At 70.1% G+C, this 22,458-nt stretch carries 22 protein-coding genes and 1 other RNA gene; 9 read left to right on the top strand and 14 right to left on the bottom strand.

What is annotated here, in order from left to right:
• Positions 1 to 77 precede the first annotated feature (77 nt).
• Entirely contained in the window at positions 78 to 674 is a 597-nt protein-coding gene (gene recR / locus AVL48_RS16635) for a recombination mediator RecR (RefSeq protein WP_061981975.1), read from the bottom strand.
• 1 nt (position 675) lies between these two features.
• Positions 676 to 1,032, bottom strand: a complete 357-nt coding sequence (locus tag AVL48_RS16630) for a YbaB/EbfC family nucleoid-associated protein (RefSeq protein WP_061981974.1) — start codon at positions 1,030 to 1,032, stop codon at positions 676 to 678.
• A gap of 100 nt (positions 1,033 to 1,132) precedes the next feature.
• Between AVL48_RS16630 and AVL48_RS16620 the strand changes: the two genes are divergently transcribed.
• Positions 1,133 to 1,969 (top strand): N-acetylmuramoyl-L-alanine amidase, encoded by an 837-nt coding sequence (locus AVL48_RS16620; RefSeq protein WP_061982020.1) that lies wholly within the window; start codon positions 1,133 to 1,135, stop codon positions 1,967 to 1,969.
• 88 nt (positions 1,970 to 2,057) lie between these two features.
• Here the strand turns inward: AVL48_RS16620 and AVL48_RS16615 are convergent, their stop codons facing one another.
• Positions 2,058 to 4,091, bottom strand: a complete 2,034-nt coding sequence (locus AVL48_RS16615) for a DNA polymerase III subunit gamma and tau (protein ID WP_061981973.1) — start codon at positions 4,089 to 4,091, stop codon at positions 2,058 to 2,060.
• 29 nt (positions 4,092 to 4,120) lie between these two features.
• Between AVL48_RS16615 and AVL48_RS16610 the strand changes: the two genes are divergently transcribed.
• Positions 4,121 to 4,966, top strand: a complete 846-nt coding sequence (locus AVL48_RS16610) for a spermidine synthase (protein ID WP_061981972.1) — start codon at positions 4,121 to 4,123, stop codon at positions 4,964 to 4,966.
• Here the strand turns inward: AVL48_RS16610 and ffs are convergent.
• Positions 4,965 to 5,059, bottom strand: an RNA gene (gene ffs / locus AVL48_RS16605) — signal recognition particle sRNA small type. The two genes, AVL48_RS16610 and ffs, sit on opposite strands and share 2 nt — an antisense overlap.
• Positions 5,060 to 5,105: 46 nt before the next feature.
• Here ffs and AVL48_RS16600 point away from each other — a divergent pair.
• Positions 5,106 to 5,996, top strand: coding sequence for a serine/threonine dehydratase (locus AVL48_RS16600; protein WP_061981971.1), 891 nt, complete (start codon positions 5,106 to 5,108; stop codon positions 5,994 to 5,996).
• A gap of 11 nt (positions 5,997 to 6,007) precedes the next feature.
• Here AVL48_RS16600 and AVL48_RS16595 read toward each other — a convergent pair whose 3' ends face one another.
• Both AVL48_RS16595 and AVL48_RS16590 read right to left on the bottom strand, forming a co-directional pair.
• Complete coding sequence (locus AVL48_RS16595; RefSeq protein ID WP_061981970.1) at positions 6,008 to 7,492, bottom strand: sensor histidine kinase; 1,485 nt, start codon at positions 7,490 to 7,492, stop codon at positions 6,008 to 6,010.
• Complete coding sequence (locus tag AVL48_RS16590; protein ID WP_061981969.1) at positions 7,470 to 8,219, bottom strand: response regulator transcription factor; 750 nt, start codon at positions 8,217 to 8,219, stop codon at positions 7,470 to 7,472. The genes AVL48_RS16595 and AVL48_RS16590 overlap by 23 nt, the downstream gene beginning before the upstream one ends.
• A 169-nt stretch (positions 8,220 to 8,388) precedes the next feature.
• Between AVL48_RS16590 and AVL48_RS16585 the strand changes: the two genes are divergently transcribed.
• The gene (locus AVL48_RS16585) at positions 8,389 to 9,012 is read left to right on the top strand and encodes a hypothetical protein (RefSeq protein WP_061981968.1); all 624 of its coding nucleotides are present in this window, start codon (positions 8,389 to 8,391) and stop codon (positions 9,010 to 9,012) included.
• On the opposite strand, the gene AVL48_RS16580 is transcribed toward AVL48_RS16585, so the two are convergent.
• A complete protein-coding gene (locus tag AVL48_RS16580; protein ID WP_061981967.1) occupies positions 9,006 to 10,079 on the bottom strand; it encodes a hypothetical protein in 1,074 nt (357 codons plus the stop codon). The two genes, AVL48_RS16585 and AVL48_RS16580, sit on opposite strands and share 7 nt — an antisense overlap.
• 52 nt (positions 10,080 to 10,131) lie before the next feature.
• On the opposite strand from AVL48_RS16580, the gene AVL48_RS16575 reads away from it, so the two are divergent.
• From AVL48_RS16575 to AVL48_RS16565, 3 genes are all read left to right on the top strand, one after another.
• A complete protein-coding gene (locus tag AVL48_RS16575; RefSeq protein ID WP_061981966.1) occupies positions 10,132 to 11,307 on the top strand; it encodes a sensor histidine kinase in 1,176 nt (391 codons plus the stop codon).
• Complete coding sequence (locus AVL48_RS16570) at positions 11,304 to 11,960, top strand: response regulator (protein ID WP_061981965.1); 657 nt, start codon at positions 11,304 to 11,306, stop codon at positions 11,958 to 11,960. The genes AVL48_RS16575 and AVL48_RS16570 overlap by 4 nt, the downstream gene beginning before the upstream one ends.
• Before the next feature lie 66 nt (positions 11,961 to 12,026).
• Positions 12,027 to 12,233, top strand: coding sequence for a hypothetical protein (locus AVL48_RS16565; RefSeq protein ID WP_061981964.1), 207 nt, complete (start codon positions 12,027 to 12,029; stop codon positions 12,231 to 12,233).
• A gap of 75 nt (positions 12,234 to 12,308) precedes the next feature.
• Here AVL48_RS16565 and AVL48_RS16560 read toward each other — a convergent pair whose 3' ends face one another.
• Complete coding sequence (locus AVL48_RS16560) at positions 12,309 to 12,749, bottom strand: nitroreductase/quinone reductase family protein (protein WP_061981963.1); 441 nt, start codon at positions 12,747 to 12,749, stop codon at positions 12,309 to 12,311.
• A 98-nt stretch (positions 12,750 to 12,847) separates the two neighbouring features.
• Here AVL48_RS16560 and AVL48_RS16555 point away from each other — a divergent pair, with 98 nt between their 5' ends.
• A complete protein-coding gene (locus AVL48_RS16555; RefSeq protein ID WP_143104820.1) occupies positions 12,848 to 13,555 on the top strand; it encodes a TetR/AcrR family transcriptional regulator in 708 nt (235 codons plus the stop codon).
• On the opposite strand, the gene AVL48_RS16550 is transcribed toward AVL48_RS16555, so the two are convergent.
• Together AVL48_RS16550 and AVL48_RS16545 are read right to left on the bottom strand one after the other, a co-directional pair.
• Positions 13,539 to 14,162, bottom strand: a complete 624-nt coding sequence (locus AVL48_RS16550; protein WP_061981962.1) for a TetR/AcrR family transcriptional regulator — start codon at positions 14,160 to 14,162, stop codon at positions 13,539 to 13,541. The genes AVL48_RS16555 and AVL48_RS16550 overlap by 17 nt on opposite strands.
• A 9-nt stretch (positions 14,163 to 14,171) precedes the next feature.
• Positions 14,172 to 14,360, bottom strand: coding sequence for a hypothetical protein (locus tag AVL48_RS16545; RefSeq protein ID WP_061981961.1), 189 nt, complete (start codon positions 14,358 to 14,360; stop codon positions 14,172 to 14,174).
• Between the two features lie 170 nt (positions 14,361 to 14,530).
• On the opposite strand from AVL48_RS16545, the gene AVL48_RS16540 reads away from it, so the two are divergent.
• Entirely contained in the window at positions 14,531 to 16,054 is a 1,524-nt protein-coding gene (locus tag AVL48_RS16540) for a 3-hydroxyacyl-CoA dehydrogenase (RefSeq protein WP_061981960.1), read from the top strand.
• A 101-nt stretch (positions 16,055 to 16,155) separates the two neighbouring features.
• On the opposite strand, the gene AVL48_RS16535 is transcribed toward AVL48_RS16540, so the two are convergent.
• The 4 genes from AVL48_RS16535 to AVL48_RS16520 all read right to left on the bottom strand — a co-directional run bounded on the left by AVL48_RS16535 (position 16,156) and on the right by AVL48_RS16520 (position 22,440).
• Complete coding sequence (locus AVL48_RS16535; protein WP_061981959.1) at positions 16,156 to 18,975, bottom strand: PQQ-dependent sugar dehydrogenase; 2,820 nt, start codon at positions 18,973 to 18,975, stop codon at positions 16,156 to 16,158.
• A 173-nt stretch (positions 18,976 to 19,148) separates the two neighbouring features.
• Positions 19,149 to 19,802: a L,D-transpeptidase gene (locus tag AVL48_RS16530; RefSeq protein WP_061981958.1), complete on the bottom strand. Its 654-nt coding sequence runs from the start codon at positions 19,800 to 19,802 to the stop codon at positions 19,149 to 19,151.
• A gap of 94 nt (positions 19,803 to 19,896) precedes the next feature.
• Positions 19,897 to 20,781, bottom strand: coding sequence for a serine/threonine-protein kinase (locus AVL48_RS16525; RefSeq protein WP_061981957.1), 885 nt, complete (start codon positions 20,779 to 20,781; stop codon positions 19,897 to 19,899).
• Positions 20,782 to 22,440 (bottom strand): N-6 DNA methylase, encoded by a 1,659-nt coding sequence (locus AVL48_RS16520; RefSeq protein WP_061981956.1) that lies wholly within the window; start codon positions 22,438 to 22,440, stop codon positions 20,782 to 20,784.
• Positions 22,441 to 22,458: the final 18 nt, after the last annotated feature.

Here is a 22,458-nt window from a genome sequence, read left to right as displayed (position 1 = left end):
ACCCTCGAACAAACACGATGAAAAAGGCTCATTGCAAATTTTGCAATGAAGGGGCCTTTCATGTCACTTGAAGCGACTTAAAGCGCCCGTCGGCCGGAGAGTGCCCGTCCCAGCGTCAGCTCGTCCGCGAACTCCAGGTCACCGCCCATCGGCAGCCCGGACGCCAGCCGCGTCACCCGCAGGCCGGGGAAGTCGCGAAGCATCCGTACGAGGTACGTCGCGGTCGCCTCGCCCTCGGTGTTCGGGTCGGTCGCGATGATGATCTCGCTGATCTCCGCGCCGCCGATCCGCGCGAGCAGCTCACGCATGCGCAACTGCTCCGGACCGATCCCGGACAACGGGTCCAGCGCACCGCCGAGTACGTGGTAGCGGCCCTTGAACTCGCGCGTCCGCTCGACCGCGAGGACGTCCTTCGGCTCCTCGACCACGCAGATGACCGTGAGGTCGCGGCGGGTGTCCCGGCAGATCCGGCAGGTCTCCTGCTCGGAGACGTTGCCGCAGACTTCGCAGAACTGCACGCCTTCCTTGACCTTGCCGAGCACTTCCTGCAAGCGCGAGATATCCGCGGGATCGGCCGCCAGCAGGTGGAAGGCGATCCGCTGCGCGCTCTTGGGACCGACGCCGGGCAGCCGCCCGAGCTCGTCGATCAAATCCTGGACGACACCTTCGTACAAGCTAGCCGCCGAGCCCGGGGAAGCCGCCGAGATCCGGCATCCCGCCACCGAGGCCGCCCGCGAGCGGGCCGAGCTTCTGTTCGGTGAGCTTCTGCGCGTTGGCCGAGGCGTCCCGCACGGCCGCGACGACCAGGTCGGACAAGGTCTCGACGTCGTCGGGATCGACCACCTTGGGGTCGATGGACAACGACTTGAGCTGACTGTCGCCGGACACGGTCGCGGTGACGAGACCGCCGCCGGAGGTGCCGGTCACCTCCGTGTTGGCCAGTTCTTCCTGGGCTTCGACCAGCTTCTGCTGCATCTGCTGTGCCTGCTGCATGATCTGCGACAGGTCGAAGCCGCCACCGGGTTGCGCCATGATCCGATCGGTCCTCTCCTGGAAAATCCGTGCCGCCTACCAGCCTAGCCGCCACTCGTATGGCACCGTGGGCGCCGTGCGACGACGGCTGAGCCTGGTGATGGCGATCGGATTGACGCTCTTCGCGGCGTGCGGGGTCGAGACCCCCGCGTCGCCGCCGTCCGCGTCGGCTCCGGGTACCACCACCGTCTTCACCTCCCTTCCCGAACCGGCACAGCCGACACCACCGAGTTCGGCACCACCGTCGAGCGTTCCCCAGCCGCCGCCCTCCACTCAGCGGCCGGCGGCCGGGAAGGTCGTCGTGCTGGATCCGGGGCACAACGGCGGCAACGCGGGCAGGCCCGGCGAGATCAACAAGCCGGTGCCCGCCGGACGAGGCAAGACGAAACCGTGCAACACCACCGGAACTGCGACGAATTCCGGCTACGCCGAGCACGCGTTCACCTGGGATGTGTCGCAGCGGATCGCGGAAGCCTTGAGCGCCAAGGGAATCCGGGTCATCCTCACCCGGCAGAACGACAACGGCGTCGGACCGTGCGTCAACGAACGCGCCGCCATCGGGAACGACGCGGCGGCGGACGCGGTCGTGTCCATCCACGCCGACGGCTCGAATTCCGCCGGTGCGCACGGTTTCCACATCGCCTATTCGGCGCCGCCCCTGAACGCGCAACAGGGCGAGCCCTCGGCGAAACTCGCGACGGCGTTGCGGGACGGCCTCCGCGCGGGCGGCTTCCCGACGTCGACCTACCTCGGTTCGAACGGGCTCGCGCCGCGTTCCGACCTCGCCGGGCTCAACCTCTCGACCCGGCCGGCCGCGCTCGTCGAATGCGGGAACATGCGCAACGCCGACGAGGCCGCGGCGATGGCGAGCGAAGAAGGGCGTCAGCAGTACGCCGCCTCCATCGCGAAGGCCATCGCGGACTACCTCGCGGCCTGACCCCCACCGCGTTCCGTCCTCTCAACGCGGTAGTTGGCAGCGCGAACTACCGCATTGAGAGGACGAAATGCGTTCTCGTCAGCGCTCGTCAGCGCTCGTCGAGGGGGCGGGCGTTGAGGTGATCGGTGAGCAGCTTCCGGGCGATCTCCTCCGGGTCCTGCTCGGGCGGGAGCGGCGGAGGGGGCGGAGCGGGGCTCGCGTCCTCCGAGTAGAGCTCTTCGTCGTCCTCGACCGGCTCTGGCGGGAGCGGGATGTCCGGTTCGGTCGTCGCCACCTTGGGCCGCTGGGGCTCCGGCTTCGGCGGCGGAGGCGCCGCGGGGGCGCCGGCCGCCTCGGCGGACCGGCGGGTGAACGATCGCTCGGCCGAGGGCGGCGGCGCGGCGGCCTTGGGAGCGGCGGCCTGCCGGGGCTGCGCGGCGCCGTGCACGCACCGCACCTGCCAGTCGCCGCCGAAGACCTCCTTGAACGCGGCCGCGATACGTTCCGTGTGCTGTGGCTCGGAAAGCCTGAGCGCCACCGGTTCCGCGTTGTGCGTGAGGGTGACGGCGTTGCCTTCGACGCCGACCACACTCGCCTGCGTGAGCATCGCCCCGGTCACCGCGCCACCCGGGAGCTTGCGGATCGCGGCCTGTACCTGCGGCCAGCGGCCGCGGATGCCGTCCGCGTCCGACCCACCGCTCGAAGCCGCCGCGGGCGCCGGGGCGGCGGGAGGCGGCGTGGGTGCGGAAGGACGTTGGGGAGCGACCGGCTCGGGCCGCGCGGTGGGCTGAGCCGCCGCCGCGGGCTGCTGTACCGGGGCGGCCTGCTGGGCGGGGGCGGGGGCGCGACGCGAGGGCCGCTGGAACTCACGGACGGGCTCACCCGCGGGAGCGACAGGGGTCGGCGCCGCGCCCACCGAAGCGACCGGCACCGTCTGGGCGACCGGAGCGGCTTGGGCGGAACCGGCGACAGGCGCGGGTGCCGAAGCGGCGCGGCGCTCCAGCCGTTCGAGCCGGGCGAGCAGCGCGTCGGTGCCCTCGGCGACCGACGGCAGCAGCATCCGCGCCGTCAGCAGTTCCAGCACCAGCCGCGGCGAAGTCGCGCCCCGCATCTCCAGAAGTCCATTGTGGACGATGTCGGCGTAGCGCGAGAGGGTGGCGGGCTCCAGCTTGGCGGCCTGCTCCTGCATCTTCTTGAGCTCGTCGTCCGGCGCGGAGACCAGTCCGCGTTCCCCCGCGTCCGGCACCGAACGCAGCATCACCAGGTCGCGCAGGCGGTCGAGCAGGTCGGTGGCGAACCGGCGCGGATCGTGCCCGGCCTCGGCGAGTTTCTCGACGGTGCCGAAGACCGCGGCCGCGTCGTCCGCGGCCAGCGCGTCGACCATGCCGTCGATGAGCGCCACGTCGGTGACGCCGAGCAGGGACACCGCCCGCGAGTAGTCGACGCCGTCCGGCCCGGCACCCGCCAGCAACTGGTCCAGCACCGATTGCGTGTCCCGCGCCGAACCGCCGCCCGCGCGGATGACCAGCGGGTACACGGCGGGCTCGACCTTCGCGCCCTCGGCGGCGACGTTGCGTTCGAGCAGGTCGCGCATGGAACTGGGCGGGATCAGCCGGAAGGGGTAGTGGTGCGTCCGCGACCGGATGGTGGGCAGCACCTTGTCCGGTTCGGTGGTCGCGAAGATGAAGATCAGGTGCTCCGGCGGCTCTTCCACGATCTTCAGCAGGGCGTTGAAACCCTGCGTGGTGACCATGTGCGCCTCGTCGATGATGAAGACGCGGTAGCGCGAATCCGCCGGGGCGTAGAAGGCCCTGTCACGCAGTTCGCGGGCGTCGTCGACACCACCGTGACTGGCGGCGTCGAGTTCGGTGACGTCGACGCTGCCTGGGCCCTCGGGCGCGAGGTTTCGGCACGAGTTGCACTCGCCGCACGGATCCGGGGTCGGGCCCTTCGCGCAGTTCAGCGACCGCGCCATGATGCGCGCGCTGGAGGTCTTGCCGCAGCCGCGCGGGCCGGAGAAGAGGTAGGCGTGGTTGATCCGGCCGGCCGCCAACGCGGTCCGCAGCGGATCGGTCACATGCTCCTGCCCGACGACCTCGGCGAAGGTAGCCGGACGGTACTTTCGGTACAGCGCTAATGCCACGGCCGCGAGACTACCGGGAAGGTCCGACGGTGAGACCAGCACCGACCCCAGGCACGTATCCGGTCCGCTTCGGCACGGCCGAACTGCTCCGCGACGCCGACCGCCCGAACGCCTGGCTGGTCATGGTCGACGGCGTGGCCCAGTCGCACGTCAACCTCGACGACCCCACGGATCTCGAGTTCGACTACGTCCGCCGGATCGCCGACGTCGTCGACTGCCTCGGCGAAGGCCCGCTAGACGTGCTGCACGTCGGCGGAGCGGCCTGCACCCTCCCCCGCTACATCACGGCGACGCGACCGCGCTCACGCCAATTGGTCTTCGACGCCGACGGCGAACTCGTCGCGCTCATCCGCGAGCAGCTGGGTCTGAAGGGGTTGAAGGTCCGGGTCGGCGACGGCCGCGAAGGCGTCTCCGGCAGGTATGACGCTTCGGCCGACCTGGTCATCGTGGACGCCTTCGAGCGCGGAGTGTTCGCCGGCGGGCTGGCGACCGCCGAGTTCACGAACGAGGTCGCACGCGTCCTTCGACCGACCGGGACCTACCTCACGAACGTTTCGGACGGCCCGAACCTGCCGTTCCTTCGCCGGTTCCTGGCGACACTGGCGACGTCGTTCCCGCACCTCGCGCTGCTCGCGGAACCGGGTGTCCTGCGGGGCCGCCGCTTCGGCAACATCGTGGTCGCGGCTTCCCGCGTCGAGCTGCCCGTGCCCGACCTGACCCGCCGGGCCGCCTCAGCCACCTACCCGGCGCGCTGCGTCGCGGGCGAAGACCTCCGCGACCTGCAAGGCAAAGCGCGCCCCATCACCGACGCGGACGCCTTGCCGTCCCCGGTACCACCAAAAGACGTCTTCGGGATCTTCCAGCCCCGGAAATGAAAGGGGACCCCGCGCACCCGTCAGAGCTTGCTTATCCTTGCTGCCTTCCGGCCCTGGGGAGGTTCACAAGATGGACGCCGCGCGGGGTCCGGGGACCAGTGTAGCCACTCCCCTCCCGGCATGGAGGACAGTGGGGGGTATGAGTACTCCGACCTGGGAAGATGTCCTCAAGGCCGCCGAAGCCGTCCATCCGTTCGTGCGACACACGCCGGTACTGCGCGCCGAAGTCGACGGGCGGCCGCTCGTCCTCAAGCTGGAGCATCTGCAGCGGAGCGGGTCGTTCAAGCTGCGGGGCGCGGTGAACGCGCTGGTGAACGGTCCGCTGCCGGAGCGGGTGCTGACGGCGTCCGGTGGCAACCACGGGCTGGGCGTGGCGACGGCGGCTTCGCTGCTGAACGTGCCCGCGACGGTGTACGTGCCTGAGTCCGCTCCGCAGGCGAAGACGGCTCGGATCGAGGCTACGGGCGCGAAGCTCATCCGTCACGGCGCGACGTACGCCGAGGCGGCCGCGAAGGCGCTCGAAGCCGCGTCCGAGCCGGGTACGCGGTACCTGCCCGCCTACGACGATCCCGCCGTCGTCGCCGGCCAGGGCACCGTCGCGGCCGAGGTGATCGAGGACGCGCCGGACGTCGACGCGTTCCTGGTCGCGGTCGGCGGTGGCGGGCTGGTCGCCGGGACGTCGCTGGCCGGGTTGCCGACCTTCGGTGTCGAGCCGGAGCGGTGCCGTGCGCTCGACGCGGCGCTGAAGGCGGGAGCGCCGGTGGACGTGGACATCGATTCGGTGGCGGCGTCCGCGCTGGGCGCGTCCAAGATCGGGAGTGTCCCGTTCGAGGTGCTCCGGACGCGGGTCACGTCCGTGCTGGTCAGCGACGCGGAACTGCTCGCCGCGCGGGATCGGCTCTGGGAGGAGTTCCGCCTCGCCGTCGAACCGGCCGCGGCGGTCCCGTTCGCCGCTTGGCTGGCCGGGCGGACCGGCGGCGAGCTGCCCTGCGTCATCCTGTGCGGCGCGAACAGCGAGTGGACGCCGTGAATCAGCGCTGATCAACCCTGGGCGGGGGCGGCCCGGAACCGGACCCGGAACTCGGTCCGCCCCGGACGGCCGGCCACCCCCACCTGCCCGCCGTGCGCGGCGACCACGGCCGCGACGATGGCCAATCCGAGTCCGGTGCTGCCTGCCGCCCGCGAGCGGGAATCGTCGCCGCGGGCGAACCGTTCGAACACGTCCGGGAGGATCTCCGGCGGGATCCCCGGCCCGGTGTCGACAATGGACAGTGTCACCATGGAGTCCACTGTGGATAGAGAAGTGGTGACCTCGGTGCCCGCGGGGGTGTGCGTGCGCGCGTTGCCGAGCAGGTTGCTCACCACCTGGTGCAGCTGACCCGCGTCACCGAGGACGGTGATCGGTTCGGGCGGGACTTCCAGCCGCCACTTGTGTTCCGGCCCGGAAACGTGCGCGTCGGCGACGGCGTCCGCGACCAGCCGGGAGAGATCGACCGGCTCGTGCACCACCGGACGGCCGGAATCGAGGCGCGCGAGCAGCAGCAGATCCTCGACGAGACCGGTCATCCGCGTGGATTCCGACTCCACCCGCCCCATCGCGAACGCGATGTCCGGTGGCACCTCGGAGGTGGAGCGCCGGGTGAGTTCCGCGTAGCCGCGGATGGCCGCGAGCGGTGTCCGCAGTTCGTGGCTGGCGTCCGCGACGAACCGGCGCACCCGGCTCTCACTGGCCTGGCGCGCGGACAACGCGGCGGCGATATGCCCCAGCATGCGGTTGAGCGCGAACCCGACCTTGCCTACCTCGGTCCGCGGATCAGTGTCTACTTCGGACACTCGTTCGGACAGCGCGACCTCGCCGCGGTCCAACGGGAGTTCGGCGACCCTGGTCGCGGTGGCGGCCAGCCGGTCGAGGGGTTGCATGGTGCGCCGGACGGTCACCGCGCCGAGCGCGCCGGCCAGCAGGATGCCGCCGACGGCGACCCCGCCGAAGATGAACCCCAGGTTCCACAGAGTGTCGGTGACCTCTTTGGTCGGCAGTCCGGTGACCGCGATCCCGCCGCCGGGCGTCGCCTTCGCCACCACCCGGTACTCCCCGAGCGACCCGAGATCCACGTCGCGCGGTTCGCTCCCCGGCCGCGTCCGCACCAGGGTGTCGATCTGCGTCCGCGTGATTTCGTCGTGCGGGAACGGGTGGGCGACCTTCGCGTCGTAGCTGGAGCGCAGCACCGCCGCGAGCACGCGCCCGTCCGGATACACGTTCACGAACAACGAACCGGTGCTCTGGCCGTAGGCGCGCAGGCCTTCCGGAACCCCGTCGCCGCCTGGACGGCCCGTCGGTGGCGGACGACTGGCGCGTTCACTGGTCTCGGCGATCCTCGCGTCGAGCTGGCCGAACAGGAAGTCCCGCAACGCCAGTTCGGTCACCACGCCCACCACCAGGCAGACGAGCGCGAGCAGCCCCGCGACCTGTGCGATCAGCCGCCGTCGCAGGGACCAAGGCCGCCTAGCCCGCGGGCTTGAGGACATACCCGGCGCCGCGCATCGTGTGGATCATCGGTTCCCGGTCGGCGTCGATCTTCTTGCGGAGGTAGGAAATGTACAGTTCGACGATGTTGGCCTGGCCGCCGAAGTCGTAGCTCCACACCCGGTCCAGGATCTGCGCCTTCGACAGCACCCGCTTCGGATTGCGCATGAGATAGCGCAGCAGTTCGAATTCGGTCGCCGTCAGCGGCACGAGATCACCGCCGCGGTGCACCTCGCGGCTGTCCTCGTCGAGCGTCAGGTCGCCGACGACCAGCGTCGAACCGCTCGGCCCGGCGACCCCGCCCGCGCGGCGCAGCAGCGCGCGCAACCGCAGCGCGACCTCCTCCAGGCTGAACGGTTTGGTGACGTAGTCGTCGCCGCCCGCGGTGAGCCCGGCGATCCGGTCCTCCACCGCGTCCTTCGCGGTCAGGAACAGCACCGGCAGGTTCGGCACCTCGGAACGCAGGCGGCGCAGCACCTCCAGGCCGGTCAGGTCCGGCAGCATGACGTCCAGTACCACCGCGTCCGGCCGGAACTCCCTGGCGACCCGGACCGCCTCGGTGCCGTCGGCGGCGGTGCGGATGTCCCAGCCCTCCATGCGCAGGGCCATCGACACGAGTTCGGACAACGTCGCCTCGTCATCGACCACCAGCACCCGCACGGGGCTGCCGTCGGCACGGCGCAAGCCTGCCTTCGCGGAACCTGACGAAGGGACGTTCACACTGGTCATGCTGCCATCGTGGGCGCCACCGTTGAGGCTTTGCTGTGTCCGGCCTGTGCGTTTCCTGTGAACGATCACCCGGCCGGGGCGGAATCACAGCGCGTGCCCACGGCCGGCACAGCTTCCGCACAGCGTCGGCGCCGAGCATGGCCGCAACCGAGTACACGGAGGCGACCAGATGACCGAACCGACCAAACCCGGTGAGCCCGCGGGGCCCACCGAGCCCGCGACGGGGGAAACCGCCGCCTGGGGCGCGCCCGTCCCGCCCCGCACCCCCAAGAAAACGTGGTCGGGCCGCAAGACCGCGGTCGCGGCCGGGGTGGCGGTGGTGCTCGCCGCCGGCGGTGGAGCCGCGATCTGGGCGGGAACCGTCGCGAACGGCGCGGAACGGGCTCAGGGCGGGATGATGGGCGGCCCCGGCGGTGGCCGGGTGATGATCGGCCCCGGCGGGGGCATGCCGCGTGACACGCTGCACGGCGACTTCGTCGTCCCGGACGGCAAGGGCGGTTACCACACCGAGCGGGTGCAGACCGGCGAGATCACCGAGATCAGCGCGACGTCCGTCAGCCTGACCAGCAAAGACGGCTACAAGCAGGTCTACACGATCGACGCGTCGACACGGAAAACCGGCGACCCCAAGACGGGCGAGACGGTGACGGTGACCGCCAAGGTCTCCGGGCAGACCGCGACGGCGACGACCATCGGAAAGGCCGGGCAGAACCAACGCGGTCAGACCGGCGGCCAGCCGGGACAAGGACAGCAGGGCCAGCCGGGTCAGGGCGGTCCGCGCCCCGGCTACTGACGCACGGCGGCGAGCAGGGCGGCGGCCGTCTCGGCGGGCTCTTGTCCGGAGGTATCGAGGACGACGCGGTCACCGCGGGACGCCCGCATCCGCTCCGCCTCGGTGGCCGCGCGGGCGGCCACCCGGTCCCGCACACCGGGTGGCGCGCCACGGAGTTCGTCACCTGCCAGCAGCGCGGAGTCGCCGTCGGCCCGGAGCCGGACGCGTTCGGCGAGCGTCGCGGCGTCCGCGTCGAGATGGACGACGGTGACCTCCTCGAAGACCCGGCGGTGCTCCGGGCGGAATTCCCTGGCCACGACGAGAAGCCGCCGCGCTCCCGCGTCGCGGTAGCCGCGCCAGAGTGCCGCGAGGTTCGCCGCCTCCAACGCCGGATCCGGGCCGGGATGGGCGAACCCGAGCTGCGCGAGGTCGACGTAGGCGACCGGCGTCTCCTGCTGCCAGAAGTCCCGCAGCACCCGCCACGCGGCCGTCGACTTGCCGACCGCCGTCGGACCGGTCACCACGGTCACGAGCCCGGGCGCAGGCTCCACCGGGGCCGGCCGCCGGACCGGCCCGTCGGCCACGACGCAGCGCCGGAACAGGGCCTCCACGGTCTCTTCGGGGCGCTGGCCGGTCGTGTCCATCTCCTCGCCGAAACCGGTGCGGTCGTAGGCGTCGGCCACCGCGAAAAGGTCGGGCAGCGCCTCGGCTGGTGAACCGCGGCCGAGGAAACGGCTCCGCAGTTCGTCGCGCTCGCAGGTCAGCCGGACGAGCGTGAGGTCGAAGTCGCGGCCTTCGAAAGGTGACTCGACACCGTTTTCGGGGTCCACCACCCCGGACACGACGACCTGCGCGGTGCCCCGGTGGCGCAGGATCTCCAGCACCCGCAGCAGGTTGGCCGCCTTGATCGTGTGCGCGGCTTCGCCGCCGCCCGGCGGCGGGCCGATCAGCCCGAGCTGGTCGATGTCGACGTACGCGACGTTGCCGCCCGATGCCACGATGCGCGTGTACAAACCCCACGCGGTGGTCGATTTCCCGGCACCCGGTGCCCCTGTCGTCCAGAGCACGGGCGTCTTGGCGGTCCCCATGGCTTTCGATCTTATGAACCCCTGTCCACCGAAATAGGGCAGAGTTGGGCGCGTGCGGGACATCAGCGGTTCGTTGGCCAGACAGGCTTATGCGGTCGCGGCCGTCTGCCTGGTCGCCGACGCGGGACTGTTCCTCATCGGCGGGCCGCCGCTCTCCCTCGGCTGGCAGGCGTGGGTGGTGCTGCTCGGCGGGATCCTCGCCAACGCCGCCCTCGCCGGGCCGTCACGGTATTCCGGCTGGGTTTCGGCCGCGCACGCCGCGTTGCTCGTCGCCGCGCCGCTGCTGCTGTTCCCCTACGACCACTACCTGCAGGCCACCAACGCGGGCGTGCTGATCGCGGGATACCGCGCGGGTGCCTGGCTGTCGGCCGAACCCGCGCTGGCCTCGCTGGCGACGATGCTCGCCGGGCTCGTCGCCTGCAACCTCATCCCGGTCGACCGCGGCGACCGGGACTGGCGGTTGCTGATCATCGACGTCGGCGTGAGCGGCCTGCTCCCGTGGATGGTCGGCCGCTACACGACCGCGCGGCGCGCCTACATCGCCGATCTTCAACGCGCCGAGGACCAGCGGCAGCAGCACGAAACCGAGGCGGTGCGCCGTGCCGTCATCGAAGAGCGCACGACGATCGCCAGGGATCTGCACGACGTGATCTCCCATCACGTCAGCGCGATCGGCGTGCACGCCGGGGCCGCCCGGCTCGGTTTGCCGGACGGCGAACCCGTCGTCCGTCGTTCGCTCTCCGCCGTCGAATCGTCGAGCCGGGCCGCGATGGCCGATCTCCGCCGCCTGCTGGATCTGTTGCACGGCAAGGAGAATGGAGACGCGCAGCGGCAGCCGGGGCTGGACAATCTCGACGAGCTGCTCGAAAACCTCCGCATCGCCGGACTTCCGACGCGGATGACCAGTCACGGTGGACCGCGCGAACTGCCTGGCTCGGTGGACATCGCGCTGTACCGCATCGCCCAGGAGGCGCTGACGAACGCGCTCCGGCACGGGTTGGACAGCGTCGTGGAGATCGACCTCGCCTACCGGCAGACCGAGGTCGTCCTCACCATCACGAACGAGATCGGCCGTCCGAGCGGTGGCTCGTCGGCCGAGTCGACGAAACGCGGTCTCGCCGGGATCAGGCAGCGCGTGGCGTTGTTCGGCGGGCACGCGGAATGCGGGCCGCTGGACGACGGGCGGCATTGGCGGGTTCGAGTCGGATTTCCTTTGGAGGCTGAGTGATCCGGGTTCTGCTGGCGGACGACCACGCGATGTTCCGGTCCGGGATGCGCGCGGTACTGGACACCCAGGCGGACTTCGAGTGCGTCGGCGAGGCCGCGGACGGACGCGAGGCCGTCGCCCAGGCGGCGTCGCTGCGCCCGGACGTCGCGGTACTCGACGTCCGGATGCCCAAACTGGACGGTCTGGCCGCGACCGAGGCGATCATGTCCGCACCAGGCAACGACACCCGCGTCCTCGTGCTGACGACCTACGACTCCGACGAGTACGTCTACCGCGCGCTGCGGGCCGGCGCGAGCGGATTCCTGTTGAAGAGCCTCGCACCCGAAGAACTCGTCTCCGCCATGCGGGTGGCCGCACGCGGCGACGCGCTGATCGACCCGACGGTGACCCGGCGGCTGGTGTCGACCTTCGCCACCAGCATCGAACCCGTCGCCGCCGAACCGGCGGAGCTGGAACGGCTCACCTCCCGCGAACGCGAGGTCCTCCTGCTGGTCGCCGACGCCTCCAGCAACGCGGAAATCGCCGCGCATCTGCACGTCGGCGAAGAGACGGTGAAGACGCACGTTTCCCGGATCCTGGCGAAGCTGGGGCTGCGGGACAGGGTGCACGCCGTCGTCTACGCCTACCGCAACGGTCTCGTCGGCGACCGGTGATCGGTTCGCCGGACGCGGCCGCCGGTGACAGAATCGCCGCAGGTACGACGAGGCGGGGAGCTGCGAATGAAGCGCTGGATCACGCTCACGATCGGACTGGTGTTCCTACTGGTGGGCGGCGTGTGGGTGCTTCAGGGCGCCGGCGTGCTGACCGGCAGCTTCATGACCGGGCAGAAGCTGTGGTTCCTGATCGGACTCGTCGCGTTCCTGGTCGGGGTGGTGCTGGTGGCGGCCACCGCCCGGCGGAGCAGGCATGGCGGACGAGCCCGGTAGTGGCCGGTCTCCTCGGCCTTCGCACCTTCCCCAGTACATGATGGCCCCCTTCAGGTACTTCACCCGGGCAAAGCGTCAGCGGATCTTGAAGATCGGGTAGCCGGGCGCGATCTCCCGCAGCTTTTCGTCGGACGCCTTCGCGTCGACACCGTCGAAGAACACACCCACCTCGAACTTCCAGCGCTTGAGGTAAGCGCGCAGGATCTCGGGCTTCTCGTCGTCGGTGAGTTCGGTGAAGCTGAACGTCTCGGTGCGGCGCCCGACGCTGAGTTGCCCTTCCCCCGCCACGCGCAGGTTCCGCACCCACTGCGTGACGCCGCGCGGCGCGACCAGGTAACGCTCGCCGTGCAGCTTCAGCAGGTTGACCGGCACCGAGCGAAGTTCCCCGCTTTTGCGACCGCGGATCGAGAGGACCCGGCTGCCGAACACACTGACGCCGAGCTTCGTCAGCTTGAGCACGAACTCGTTGAACGCGCTGGTCGCCTTGGCGGGCTTGAGATAGCGGGGGGCGGTCATCTCGGCTCCTGAAGTTTGGGAGAGCAGCGCTCTCTGTTAAGAGCAGTGAACACTGGAGTGCCGCCCCGCGTCAAGAGCAGCGCTCTCGTTTAGGTGCGATGCTCTACAGTGAGCGCGTGCCCGCCACCCAGACCGCACGTGAACGCGCCCGTGCCGAACTCACCCGTGAGATCAAGGACGAAGCCCGCCGCCAGCTCGCCGAGGTCGGCGCGCTCGGTCTTTCCCTCCGCGCCGTCGCGCGGGAACTCGGCATGGTCTCTTCGGCGCTCTACCGGTACTTCTCCAGCCGTGAGCAGCTGCTGACCGCCCTGATCATCGACGCCTACAACGCCGTCGGCGAGACCGCGGAGGCCGCCGACAACCCAGGGAAGAGTCCGCTGGAACGATGGGAATCGATCTGGCGAGCGGTCCGCGCCTGGGCGAAGGCGCATCCGCACGAGTACGCGCTGATCTACGGTTCGCCGATCCCCGGCTACCAGGCTCCGCAGGACACCATCGCACCGGCAGGCCGGGTGGCGTTCGCATTGGTCGCCGTTTTGCGCGACGCGAACCTGCGTGTCGAGACCGAGGTCGGCGAGATGCCCGGCGAACTACTGCGCCAGCTCGACGCCGTCACCGGAATCCTCCGGGTCAACCTGGCCCCGGAGACGGCGTCCCGGCTGATCATGGCCTGGACCCAGCTGTTCGGAATGCTCAACTTCGAGCTGTTCGGCCAGTACGTCGGCAGCGTCGACCCGTCGGACGCGTTCTTCGCGCACGGGACCCGTCAGATGGCCGAGTTCGTCGGGATCAAGATGACCGGCTGAGCGCGGTCCACGAGCGCATCAGCAGCTGGACGGCGTCCACGACGTCCTCGTCACCGGTCCCCTCGGGACTGAGGAAGCGCTGCAGCAGGAGACCGTCCTCGAGCGCGTGCAGGATCAACGCCAGAAAGGCCGGCTCGGCGGGCGGTTCCACGCCCCGCGCGGCGAGCTCGGTCTTGACTGACGCCTCCAGCAACGCCCGTGTCGACTTCTCGCCTTCACCGACCAGCGGCCGCGCCTCGGGATTCCGCAGAGCGTAGAGGGCCAGTTCGGTGCGCAGGGTCAACCAGCCCGCGAGATGTTCGGCGCGCTCGACGTTCCAGACGCGCAGCCGGTCCATCATCTCGGCGAAGGAACCGACGCCCGCACGCAGCGCGGCGACCTCCTCGGCTTCGCGCTGGGTCCGGCGGCGCAGCAGTTCGACGACCAGCTCGTGTTTGCCGTCGAAGTTGCCGTAGAAGGCACCTCGCGTGAATCCGGCCCGGTCGGCGATCTGCTCGACCGACGTACCGTTGACCCCGCGTTCGGCGAACAGCTCGGCGGCCGCCGCGAGCAGGCGCTGTCGGGTCTGCTCGCGACTTTCTTCCCGCGTCAAGCGCTTCGCCGCCACATGGCGATCCTAGAGTTCGCGACTCTTGTGCCCGCTCAGCCACACCCCGCTCGCGAGGACGACGACGGCGACCGCGACGGCCACGGCGGTGAGCGGCCACAGAGCCTGGCTGGCGAAGAAGGCGGCGACGGCGCCGAAGAGCACGGCGACGAGAAGCAACGGCGTGGTCCGGACGGCTGCGGCGGGGACGGTGGCCATGGGAGGTTTCCCTTCGGGGCTGGAGCGCGGAACACTCGGCTTTCGCGGATGGGACCGCGCCGGTTCGGTGGCCTTACGCCGGCTGGGGCGCGGATCACCCTTCCGGGCGAGATATCCGCGTGGCGGCTAACGTCACGCCGGGGACGACATCGAGGGAAAGGCGGCTCGCGGTGGAGAAGTGGGCGGAGCAGGTCGACAGGATCCGGGTCATCGGAACCGGGGTGATGGGCCGGGGCATCGTCCAGCTCGCCGTGACGGCGGGGCTCGAAGTCGAGCTCGCCGACGCCCAGCCCGACGCCGTCGACAAGGCCATCGACCACGTCGGCGCGATGCTCGGCAAACTCGCTTCGAAGGGCAAGATCACCGAAGAAGCCGCCGCGGCCGCGAAAGATCGGCTGATCGCGGTCGCCGATCCGCTGGCCCCCGCCGACGGCGTCGACCTGGTCGTCGAAGCGGTCCGCGAGGATCTGGAGATCAAACGCGCGCTGTTCGCCGAACTGGAACGCGTCTGCGGCCCGGACACCGTGTTCGCCACCAACACCAGTTCACTTTCGGTCACCGAGATCGCCGCCGCGCTGACCGATCCCGGCAGGCTGCTCGGTCTCCACTTCTTCAATCCGGTGCCCTTGATGCGGCTGGTCGAGATCGTTCCCGGCGCACGCACTCACACCTGGCTTCCGCCCGCGATGACCGAACTCGTCCGCGGCTGGGGGCACGAACCCGTGCTCGCCCGCGACGCCCCCGGCTTCCTGGTCAACCACGCCGGTCGCGGCCTGGGCACCGAAGCGCTGCAGATCCTCGCCGAAGGGATCGCGAGCCCGGCCGAGGTCGACCGCATCGCGCGTGACGTGCTCGGCTTGAAACTCGGCCCGTTCGAACTGCTCGACCTCACCGGTCTCGACGTCTCGCACGCGGTGCTGGAAAGCATTTGGAGCGGATTCCACAGTGAACCGCGGCTGCGGCCGTCGTGGCTGACGCGCCCGCGCGTCGCCGCCGGGCTGTTCGGCCGCAAGAACGGCGAGGGCTTCTACCGCTACGTCGACGGTGCGCAGCAGGCCGAGCCCGAGCCGACGGCGCCGGAAGCCCCCACGACGCCGGTATGGGTCGAAGACGAACGCCTCGGCACCTTGCTGTCGTCGGCGGGGATCCAGGTCGTGCACACGGCGTACCCGGACACCGTCCTGATCGTCAGCCCGATCGGATCGTCCACTGTGGACACCGCGCTGGCGGCCGGTCTGCCGGCGGAACGAGTGGTCGGGGTCGATCCACTCGGCGGCTACGGGAAACGCCTCACGCTGTCGGTCCACCCCGCGCTCGACCCGGCCGCCGGCCGCACCGCCTGGGGCGCGCTCGCCGCGACCGGGCTCCCGGTGACCGTGGTCCGCGACGGTCCCGCGCCGATCGCGCAACGCCTGCTGGCGTCGATCGTCAACACCGCCTGCTTCATCGCCGGACAGCGGCTCGCGACGCCGGAGGACATCGACACCGCCGTCCGGCTCGGCCTCGGCTACCCGCGCGGACCGCTGACGTGGGGCGAAGAGGCGGGCGCGGAACTCGTTCTGCGGGTCCTGCGCGGTCTGGTCGCGAGCACCGGCGACCCGCGCTACCGGCCGAGCGGCTGGCTCACCGAACGAGTCGCACTCGGCCTGCCGCTCACCTCGTCCGGCACCTCCCCGGCCGACCTGCTCCCCTGACCCGCCGACTACCGCATTTAGTCCTCTAAATGCGGTAGTCGCCCACGCAAGCACCGCGTTTAGAGGACTAAATGCGGTAGTGCACGAAGGCGGAGCGCCGCTTACCGGCGGCGGTCGGTCACCGCACCGTTGGAGGCGTTCCAGAACACGTCGCCGCCCTGGAAGTTGTTCTGCCGTCCACCGGGGACCGAGAACTCGTCGGTCGTCGGGTACCTCAGGTAGCCGGCCTCCCAGTCGAGCGCCTCCCAGCGCTGCCGGATGGCCCCCCAGACGCCGTGCGCGTCGGTCTGCGTCGTCCAGTAGATGGAGCCGGCCTCGGTGAAGTGGACGAACCGGCCGATACCGTCCGGCGTCGGCGCCTCTTCCATGGTCGGGTACCCGAGGGGTCCCGCCTCCCAGCCCAGCGCCTCCCACCTGGCACGGATCCGGCCCCAGATGGCCTTGGCGTCGGTCTGGACCGTGTAGTAGATCGACGAGTTCTTGCTGAAGTGATTGAACCGGCCGATGCCGTCGGGGGTCGGCAGTTCGTCCGTCGTCGGATACCCGAGCGGTCCGGCCTCCCAGCCCAACGCCGCCCACTTGACCCGGATCCGCCCGTAGACCGGATGCGCACCGGTCGACATGGTCCAGTAGATCGACGACTGCAGCGTGCCCGGCCAGTTCGGGAAGTGGTTGTACCGGCCGACACCGTCCGGAGTGGCCATCTCGTCGGTCGCGGGCGGCCCGAACTTCCGGTGCCCGCCCTGCGCGAGGTACTTCGCCAGGATCTGCCCCTCGATCTGCTTCACACCGGTCTCGGCACTCCAGTAGAGCCTGCCGCCCGTGTACGGCCGGTAACGCACGGTCCCGTCGATGACCTCGGGCCCGGTCGGGGCGCCGAGTCGTTGCCGCAGCGCGGGATCCGCCTGATAGCGCTTGTCGATCGGGGTGCGGTAGGTGGCGGTCAGGGTCAGGTCGCGCGGCGGGACGGTGATGGTGATCGTGCGCGACGTCCTGCCGTCGGACCAGGTGCTGAAGGTCGAAACACCGTCCGCGGCGACCTCGGCCGCGACGACCTCGAACGTCGCGCCCTCGGTGACCATCGCGGTGCCGACCCCGCCTTCGGCCGGGATGCCCAGCGCCGCCGGGACATTGCCGGTCAGCGTCAACAGATGTTCGCGCGGCCTCGCGACGTAGGTCCGGCGCGCGGTCACCCCGGCACCGTCGGTCACCGTCGCGGTGATCTCGACCCGGGAATCCTGGTGGTCGGTGAAAGGCATGGAGAACGACGGCCCGGTGCCGGACGCGCCGGGATGCGCGTGACAGGTCGCCTCCTCCGGGCAGTGCCGGATCAGCGTGGTCCAGGTGATCGGCAGCGCGCCGTCCTCGGCGTCGGTGGCGCTCGCGCCGACGGCGACCGGTTCCCCGACCGCGTAGGTGCGCGCGCCGAGATCCGTCATCCCCAGCTCCGGTGAGTGGTTCGCCGGGACCACGACGACGTCCGTGCCGCCGGTGGCGCCGAGGCGGTCGGTGACGGTCAGCCGCGCGGTCACCGTTCCCACCCCCGCGGCGTACGGGTGGCTCACCCGGGCTCCGGTCTGGCTCGTGCCGTCCCCGAAATCCCAGTGATAGGCGAGCGGATCGCCGTCGAAGTCGTAGGAGCCGGTGCCGTCGAAGGTCACCGTCCTCGTCGACGGCTCGGTGCTCGACGTCGCCACCGCGACCGGTTCCGCGTTGGTCCCCGGATAACTGAGCCGCCGCAGGTTCCCGGTGTAGATGTCGGCGTAGACGATGTCACCGTTGGCCGCGGCCGCGAACTTGACCGGACCACCGACGCCGGTGAACCTCGGCGGCCGTTGCGGTGCCTGGACAAGCCTCCCCTGACTGTCGTACGTCATCGTCCAGATCTTCTGCGTGGCGTAGTCGCCGAAGAAGAACGCGCCGCGGTATTCGTCCGGATAGGACGATCCACTGTAGACGATCCCCGCGGTGACGCTGTTGCCTTCGTCGGCACCCGAACCGTGGTGGTGCGCGGTGATCGGCGGGGTGTTGACGACCCCCGCGCAACCGGCCAGGCCGGAGTACCCCGGCGTCGGGATGTTCCCTTCCCAGCAGGGCCAGGCGTGGTTATCGCCCGGCCGCACGACGTTCACCTCTTCCCAGGTGTTCCAGCCGACGTCGCCGACGACCGGGAGACCGAGGCGTGGATCGAGCGAGAACCGGAACGGGCTGCGGTAACCGCTGGAGAAGACCTTGGAGCGATTCGAATTCGGCGCCGCCGCGGCGTAGTACGGGTTGCCGGGGACTCCGACGCCATCCGAGGTGACGTGCAGGATCTTGCCGTAGAGCTGATCGAGGTCGAGTGCGCGCAACGCGCCGGGATCCATCCTGGTGAAGTCGGCGGCGTCGCCGATGGAGATCCACAAAGTCCCGTCGCCTGCCGCGATGAGCCCCGTGACACCGTGGACGTCGTGGAAACCGGGAAGGTCGACGAGCACTCGTTCGTTCGCGAGACCCGTCGGGACGTCCGTGCCGGTCACCGTCCAGCGCGCGACCCGCATGGTGAACCCGCCGCCCGTGTCGAACGACCACGTGAGGTAGATCTGGCGCGACGTCGCGAAATCCGGGGCGACGGCGAGACCGACGAGACCGAGGTCACCGTTGTCGCGGACGGGGAGCGTCGCGATGGTCCGCGACTGGCCGGTGTCGGACACCCAGGCGACCTTGCCGCTCTTGCCGGTGCTGAGCACGGAACCGTCCGGCAGATAAGCGAAATCGGTCAGGTCGAACGCGGCCTGACCGCTCGGCTGATCACGGAGGACGAACCCGGACGGCAAAGCGGGCGCCCCGATCGCTTCCGGAGCGTTCACCCAACCAGGGAGAAGCAAGAGTGAAACCGACAGCGCGATGAGCACGCGAGTGAGTAACCGGTTTCCGATCATCCGCACTTCTCCATTTCCGGCGTGTCATGAACACGTCGCCGGAAATGGACAATACATTCCCGCCGGAGCTTTCATTCACCCCAATGACACCGAACCGCGATGATCCGGCCGGTCCACGAAGGACTCCGTGAGGGACTGGTGTGGGGCTTGCGCGGGTCACCGGAAACTTCGAATCAGGCCACGACCTGCACCACGTCGCCACTCTGAAGCGTCGTGAAGTACTTCTGCGAAGCCGCCGCGGCCAGGTGAATGCAGCCGTGCGAATACACCGACAGGCTGCCGGTGTGGAAGGCGATCCCCGGCAGGAAGAACACCGAATTCGGCATCGGCGCGTCGAACTCTTTCGAGTGGTAATTCTTGACCTTGGCCGAAACGTGGAAGACCCCGGTGGGCGTCGCGTGGCCCTTCTTGCCGGGCAGCTGCTTGACCGGGCCGTAGATGACCTTGCCGTCCTGCAGCAGCCAGGTCTTCAGCGCGGAGAGGTCCACACAGGCGCTCACGCCCGGCGTGGCCAGCGCGGCCTTGCACGGGACGTCGGCGGCGTTCGCGGCGGGTTTGGCCGCCGGTTTCGGCGTGGGCTTCGGCGTCGGCTTGGACTTCGAAGACGTCGGCTTCGGCGAGGAGCTCGAACTGCCCGACGTCGGTGTCGGCGTCGATGACGACGTGGCGGGTGCCGAGGACGGCGCCGACGTGGTCGTGGTCCCGGAGGCCGGGTCACCCAGTGCGACGGCGCCGCCACCGGGCGCGCCGCCGCCGGTGTTGCCGGAACACGCGGTCAGCACCAGCGCGGTGGCCAGTGCGGTCACCCCCACCAAGAACCTCTTCACGACCCTTACCCCCGTTTGTCCGTAGTCCGTCTGACATGGGTAAAGACGGAACTCACCCGTCCGTGGTTGTTGAGGTGAAGGTCACGATCCCATCTCAGGGCACGCGGCCGACGACTCTGGCGTACATCCGGCCGGGGTTGGCGCCCTCGTCCAGGTAGCCGGGCAACGGCGGCAGGTCACGGGCGAACACGGCCAGCCGTTCGAACAGTTCGTTCGCGTCCGCGGGACGTCGGTCCGGGTCCTTCTCCAGCAGATTCGCGAGCAGGACGTTCAGTCCACCCGGGACGCCGCCCACTTCGGCCGGGTTTTCCTTGACCTGCTTCTCGAAGACCGCGTACGCCGTCGGCCCGGTGAACAGCTGCCTGCCGGTCAGCATTTCGTGCAGGACGCAGCCCAGCGCGTACAGATCGCTGCGCGGTCCGGCGATCCCGCGCTGGATCTGCTCGGGCGCCATGTACGCGGGCGTGCCCAGGATCTGCCCGGCGCGGGTGAACCGGGCGACGTCGGTCTCGCGCAGCATCGCGAGCCCGAAGTCGAGCACCTTCACGCTGCCGTCGGGACACAGCATGAGGTTCGTCGGCTTGAGATCGCGGTGGCAGATCGAAAGCGCGTGCGCGGCCGACAGGACGGCGCACGCCTGCGCGGCGATCGCGGCCGCCCAGGGCACCGGCAGCGGTCCGTGTTCGGCGGCGAGATCGGCGACGGTCACGCCCTCGATGAACTGCATGACCTGGTACAACCGCTCGTCGTAGGTGCCGAAGTCGTACAGCGTGGGCGCGCCCGCGTGCTCCAGAGTCGCGAGGATCCGCGCCTCCCGGATGAAACGCTGTTCGAGTTCGGCGTCCGGACCGCCGGGAAGCCCGAGGAACTTCACCGCGACGCGGCGGCCGAGATGCCGGTCGTGGCCAGCGTAGACCGCGCCCATCCCACCCCGGCCGAGCGGCAGCTCGTCGAGTTCGTAGCGGTCCGCGATCAGCAACTAGTTCTCCGGGATGAGCTGGCCTTCGGTGAGCCCGGCCAAGCCTAGTCTCACCAGCTCCAGGCCCGATTCCGCCGCCTCGCGCAGCGCGTCCTCGAACTCCGCGAGCCGGGTGAACGCCTCCCCGTGCGCGCGCTGCGTCTCGATCGGCAGGCGCGGGATCCGGGTGCGCTTGAGGTCGATCCGGGTCGAGGAGGTCGGCGCGATCTGCCCGGCCGCGCGCAGGCACCCGGCGAAGAACGCGGCGTCCAGTCGTTCGGGATCGGTGCGATACTTCGACATCGACGGCTCCACGTCGACAGGTGGTCCACTGTGGACATACGCGGGAACGGCGGGTGACGTGACGACGTCGCCCTCTTCCACCGTTTCCGGCACGCTGAGCACCCCGGACTTCAGCAACTCGGCGACCGTGGTGAACGCGGGCTTCCCGTCGGAAACCGCCAGCGACGGCGGCTCCGGCCGGATCCCCTCGAAACGCCGTCGCAGTTCGAGGAAGGCCTCGCCCGCGTGTTCGTCCCTTGCCTGGTGGCGGGCGGGAGACAGATCGATCTCCTCGTCGAGCAGATCGATGATCGGGACCGCGCCCGGCACCTCGGCCCCCCGCAGGTGCTCCGGCCACTGTTCCTCCACAGTGGACGGATCGGCCAGCAGGAGCAGCCGGGACGGCGATCGCTCGCCGGGTTTCGGCCGCCGCAGCAGCCAGAGATCCGCGCCGCCGACCGTCACGATCGCGCGCAAGGCCCCGGCCCGCAACAGGTTCCCGCGGATCCGGCGGCCGGTCCGGCGACCGGCGGCGGCCAGCGGCATCCGGATCGCGACCAGCCCGCCGGGTTTCACGTGCGCGAGACAATGCTGCACCCACGCCAGTTCCGGTTCGCCACGCGGCGGCTGGCCGTACTCCCAGCGTGGGTCACCGACGAGTTCGTCGTAACCCCATTCCCGTTCGTTGAACGGTGGATCGCAGACGACGGCGTCCGCGAGAAGTCCTTCGAAGGAGTCCATCGACAAAGCGTCCGCGCCGTACATCTCCATCTCCGCGCCCGCCAGCAGCAACCGCTGCGCGGCGATGCACGAGACGGTCGGATCGGCGTCCTGGCCGAGCAGCCGGGTGCCGCCGGAGGCGAGCAACAGCGTCCCGAGCCCGCACGCGGGGTCGAGCACGACCCCGGGAGCCGGGCCGATGAGCCGGGACATCAGCGCGGCCACCGGTTCCGGGGTGCGGGACAGCTGACGCGAGTGCGCCTCGACGTAGCGGTCGCACAGGAACTCGTACGCCTGGCGCGCGCCCAGTTCGTCGGCGAAGCGGTCCACCAGCGCGAGTAGCTCGGGATCGTCGTAGCGGGTGTCGAAGTTCAGTTTCCCGGTACCCCGAAGTGTCAGGAAGGTGCCCACCCGGCCGACCCGCAGACCCAGCGACAGGTCGTCGCCGAGGTTCCGCAGCCGCTGCCAGATCCGGTCCCCGAGCGAGATCTCGAACGGTTTCCCGCGCTCCCGCAGCCACTTCTCGACGGCGGGCAGCGAAAACAGGGGGCTCGACGCGGTCCCGCCGACGGGCGGCGGAAAATCTCCGTAACGTCGACGCCAGTTGCTCACCGCGGCGCGGCCGACGCCGGCGATATGCGCGATGTCCGCCGCACTGACGGTGGCTTGCTCCTCCATCGGCGCATCGTAACCGAC

Origin of the sequence: Amycolatopsis regifaucium (genome assembly GCF_001613935.1) — a bacterium.
Lineage (GTDB): Bacteria > Actinomycetota > Actinomycetes > Mycobacteriales > Pseudonocardiaceae > Amycolatopsis > Amycolatopsis regifaucium.
This window is presented reverse-complemented; position numbering and strand designations above follow the sequence as displayed.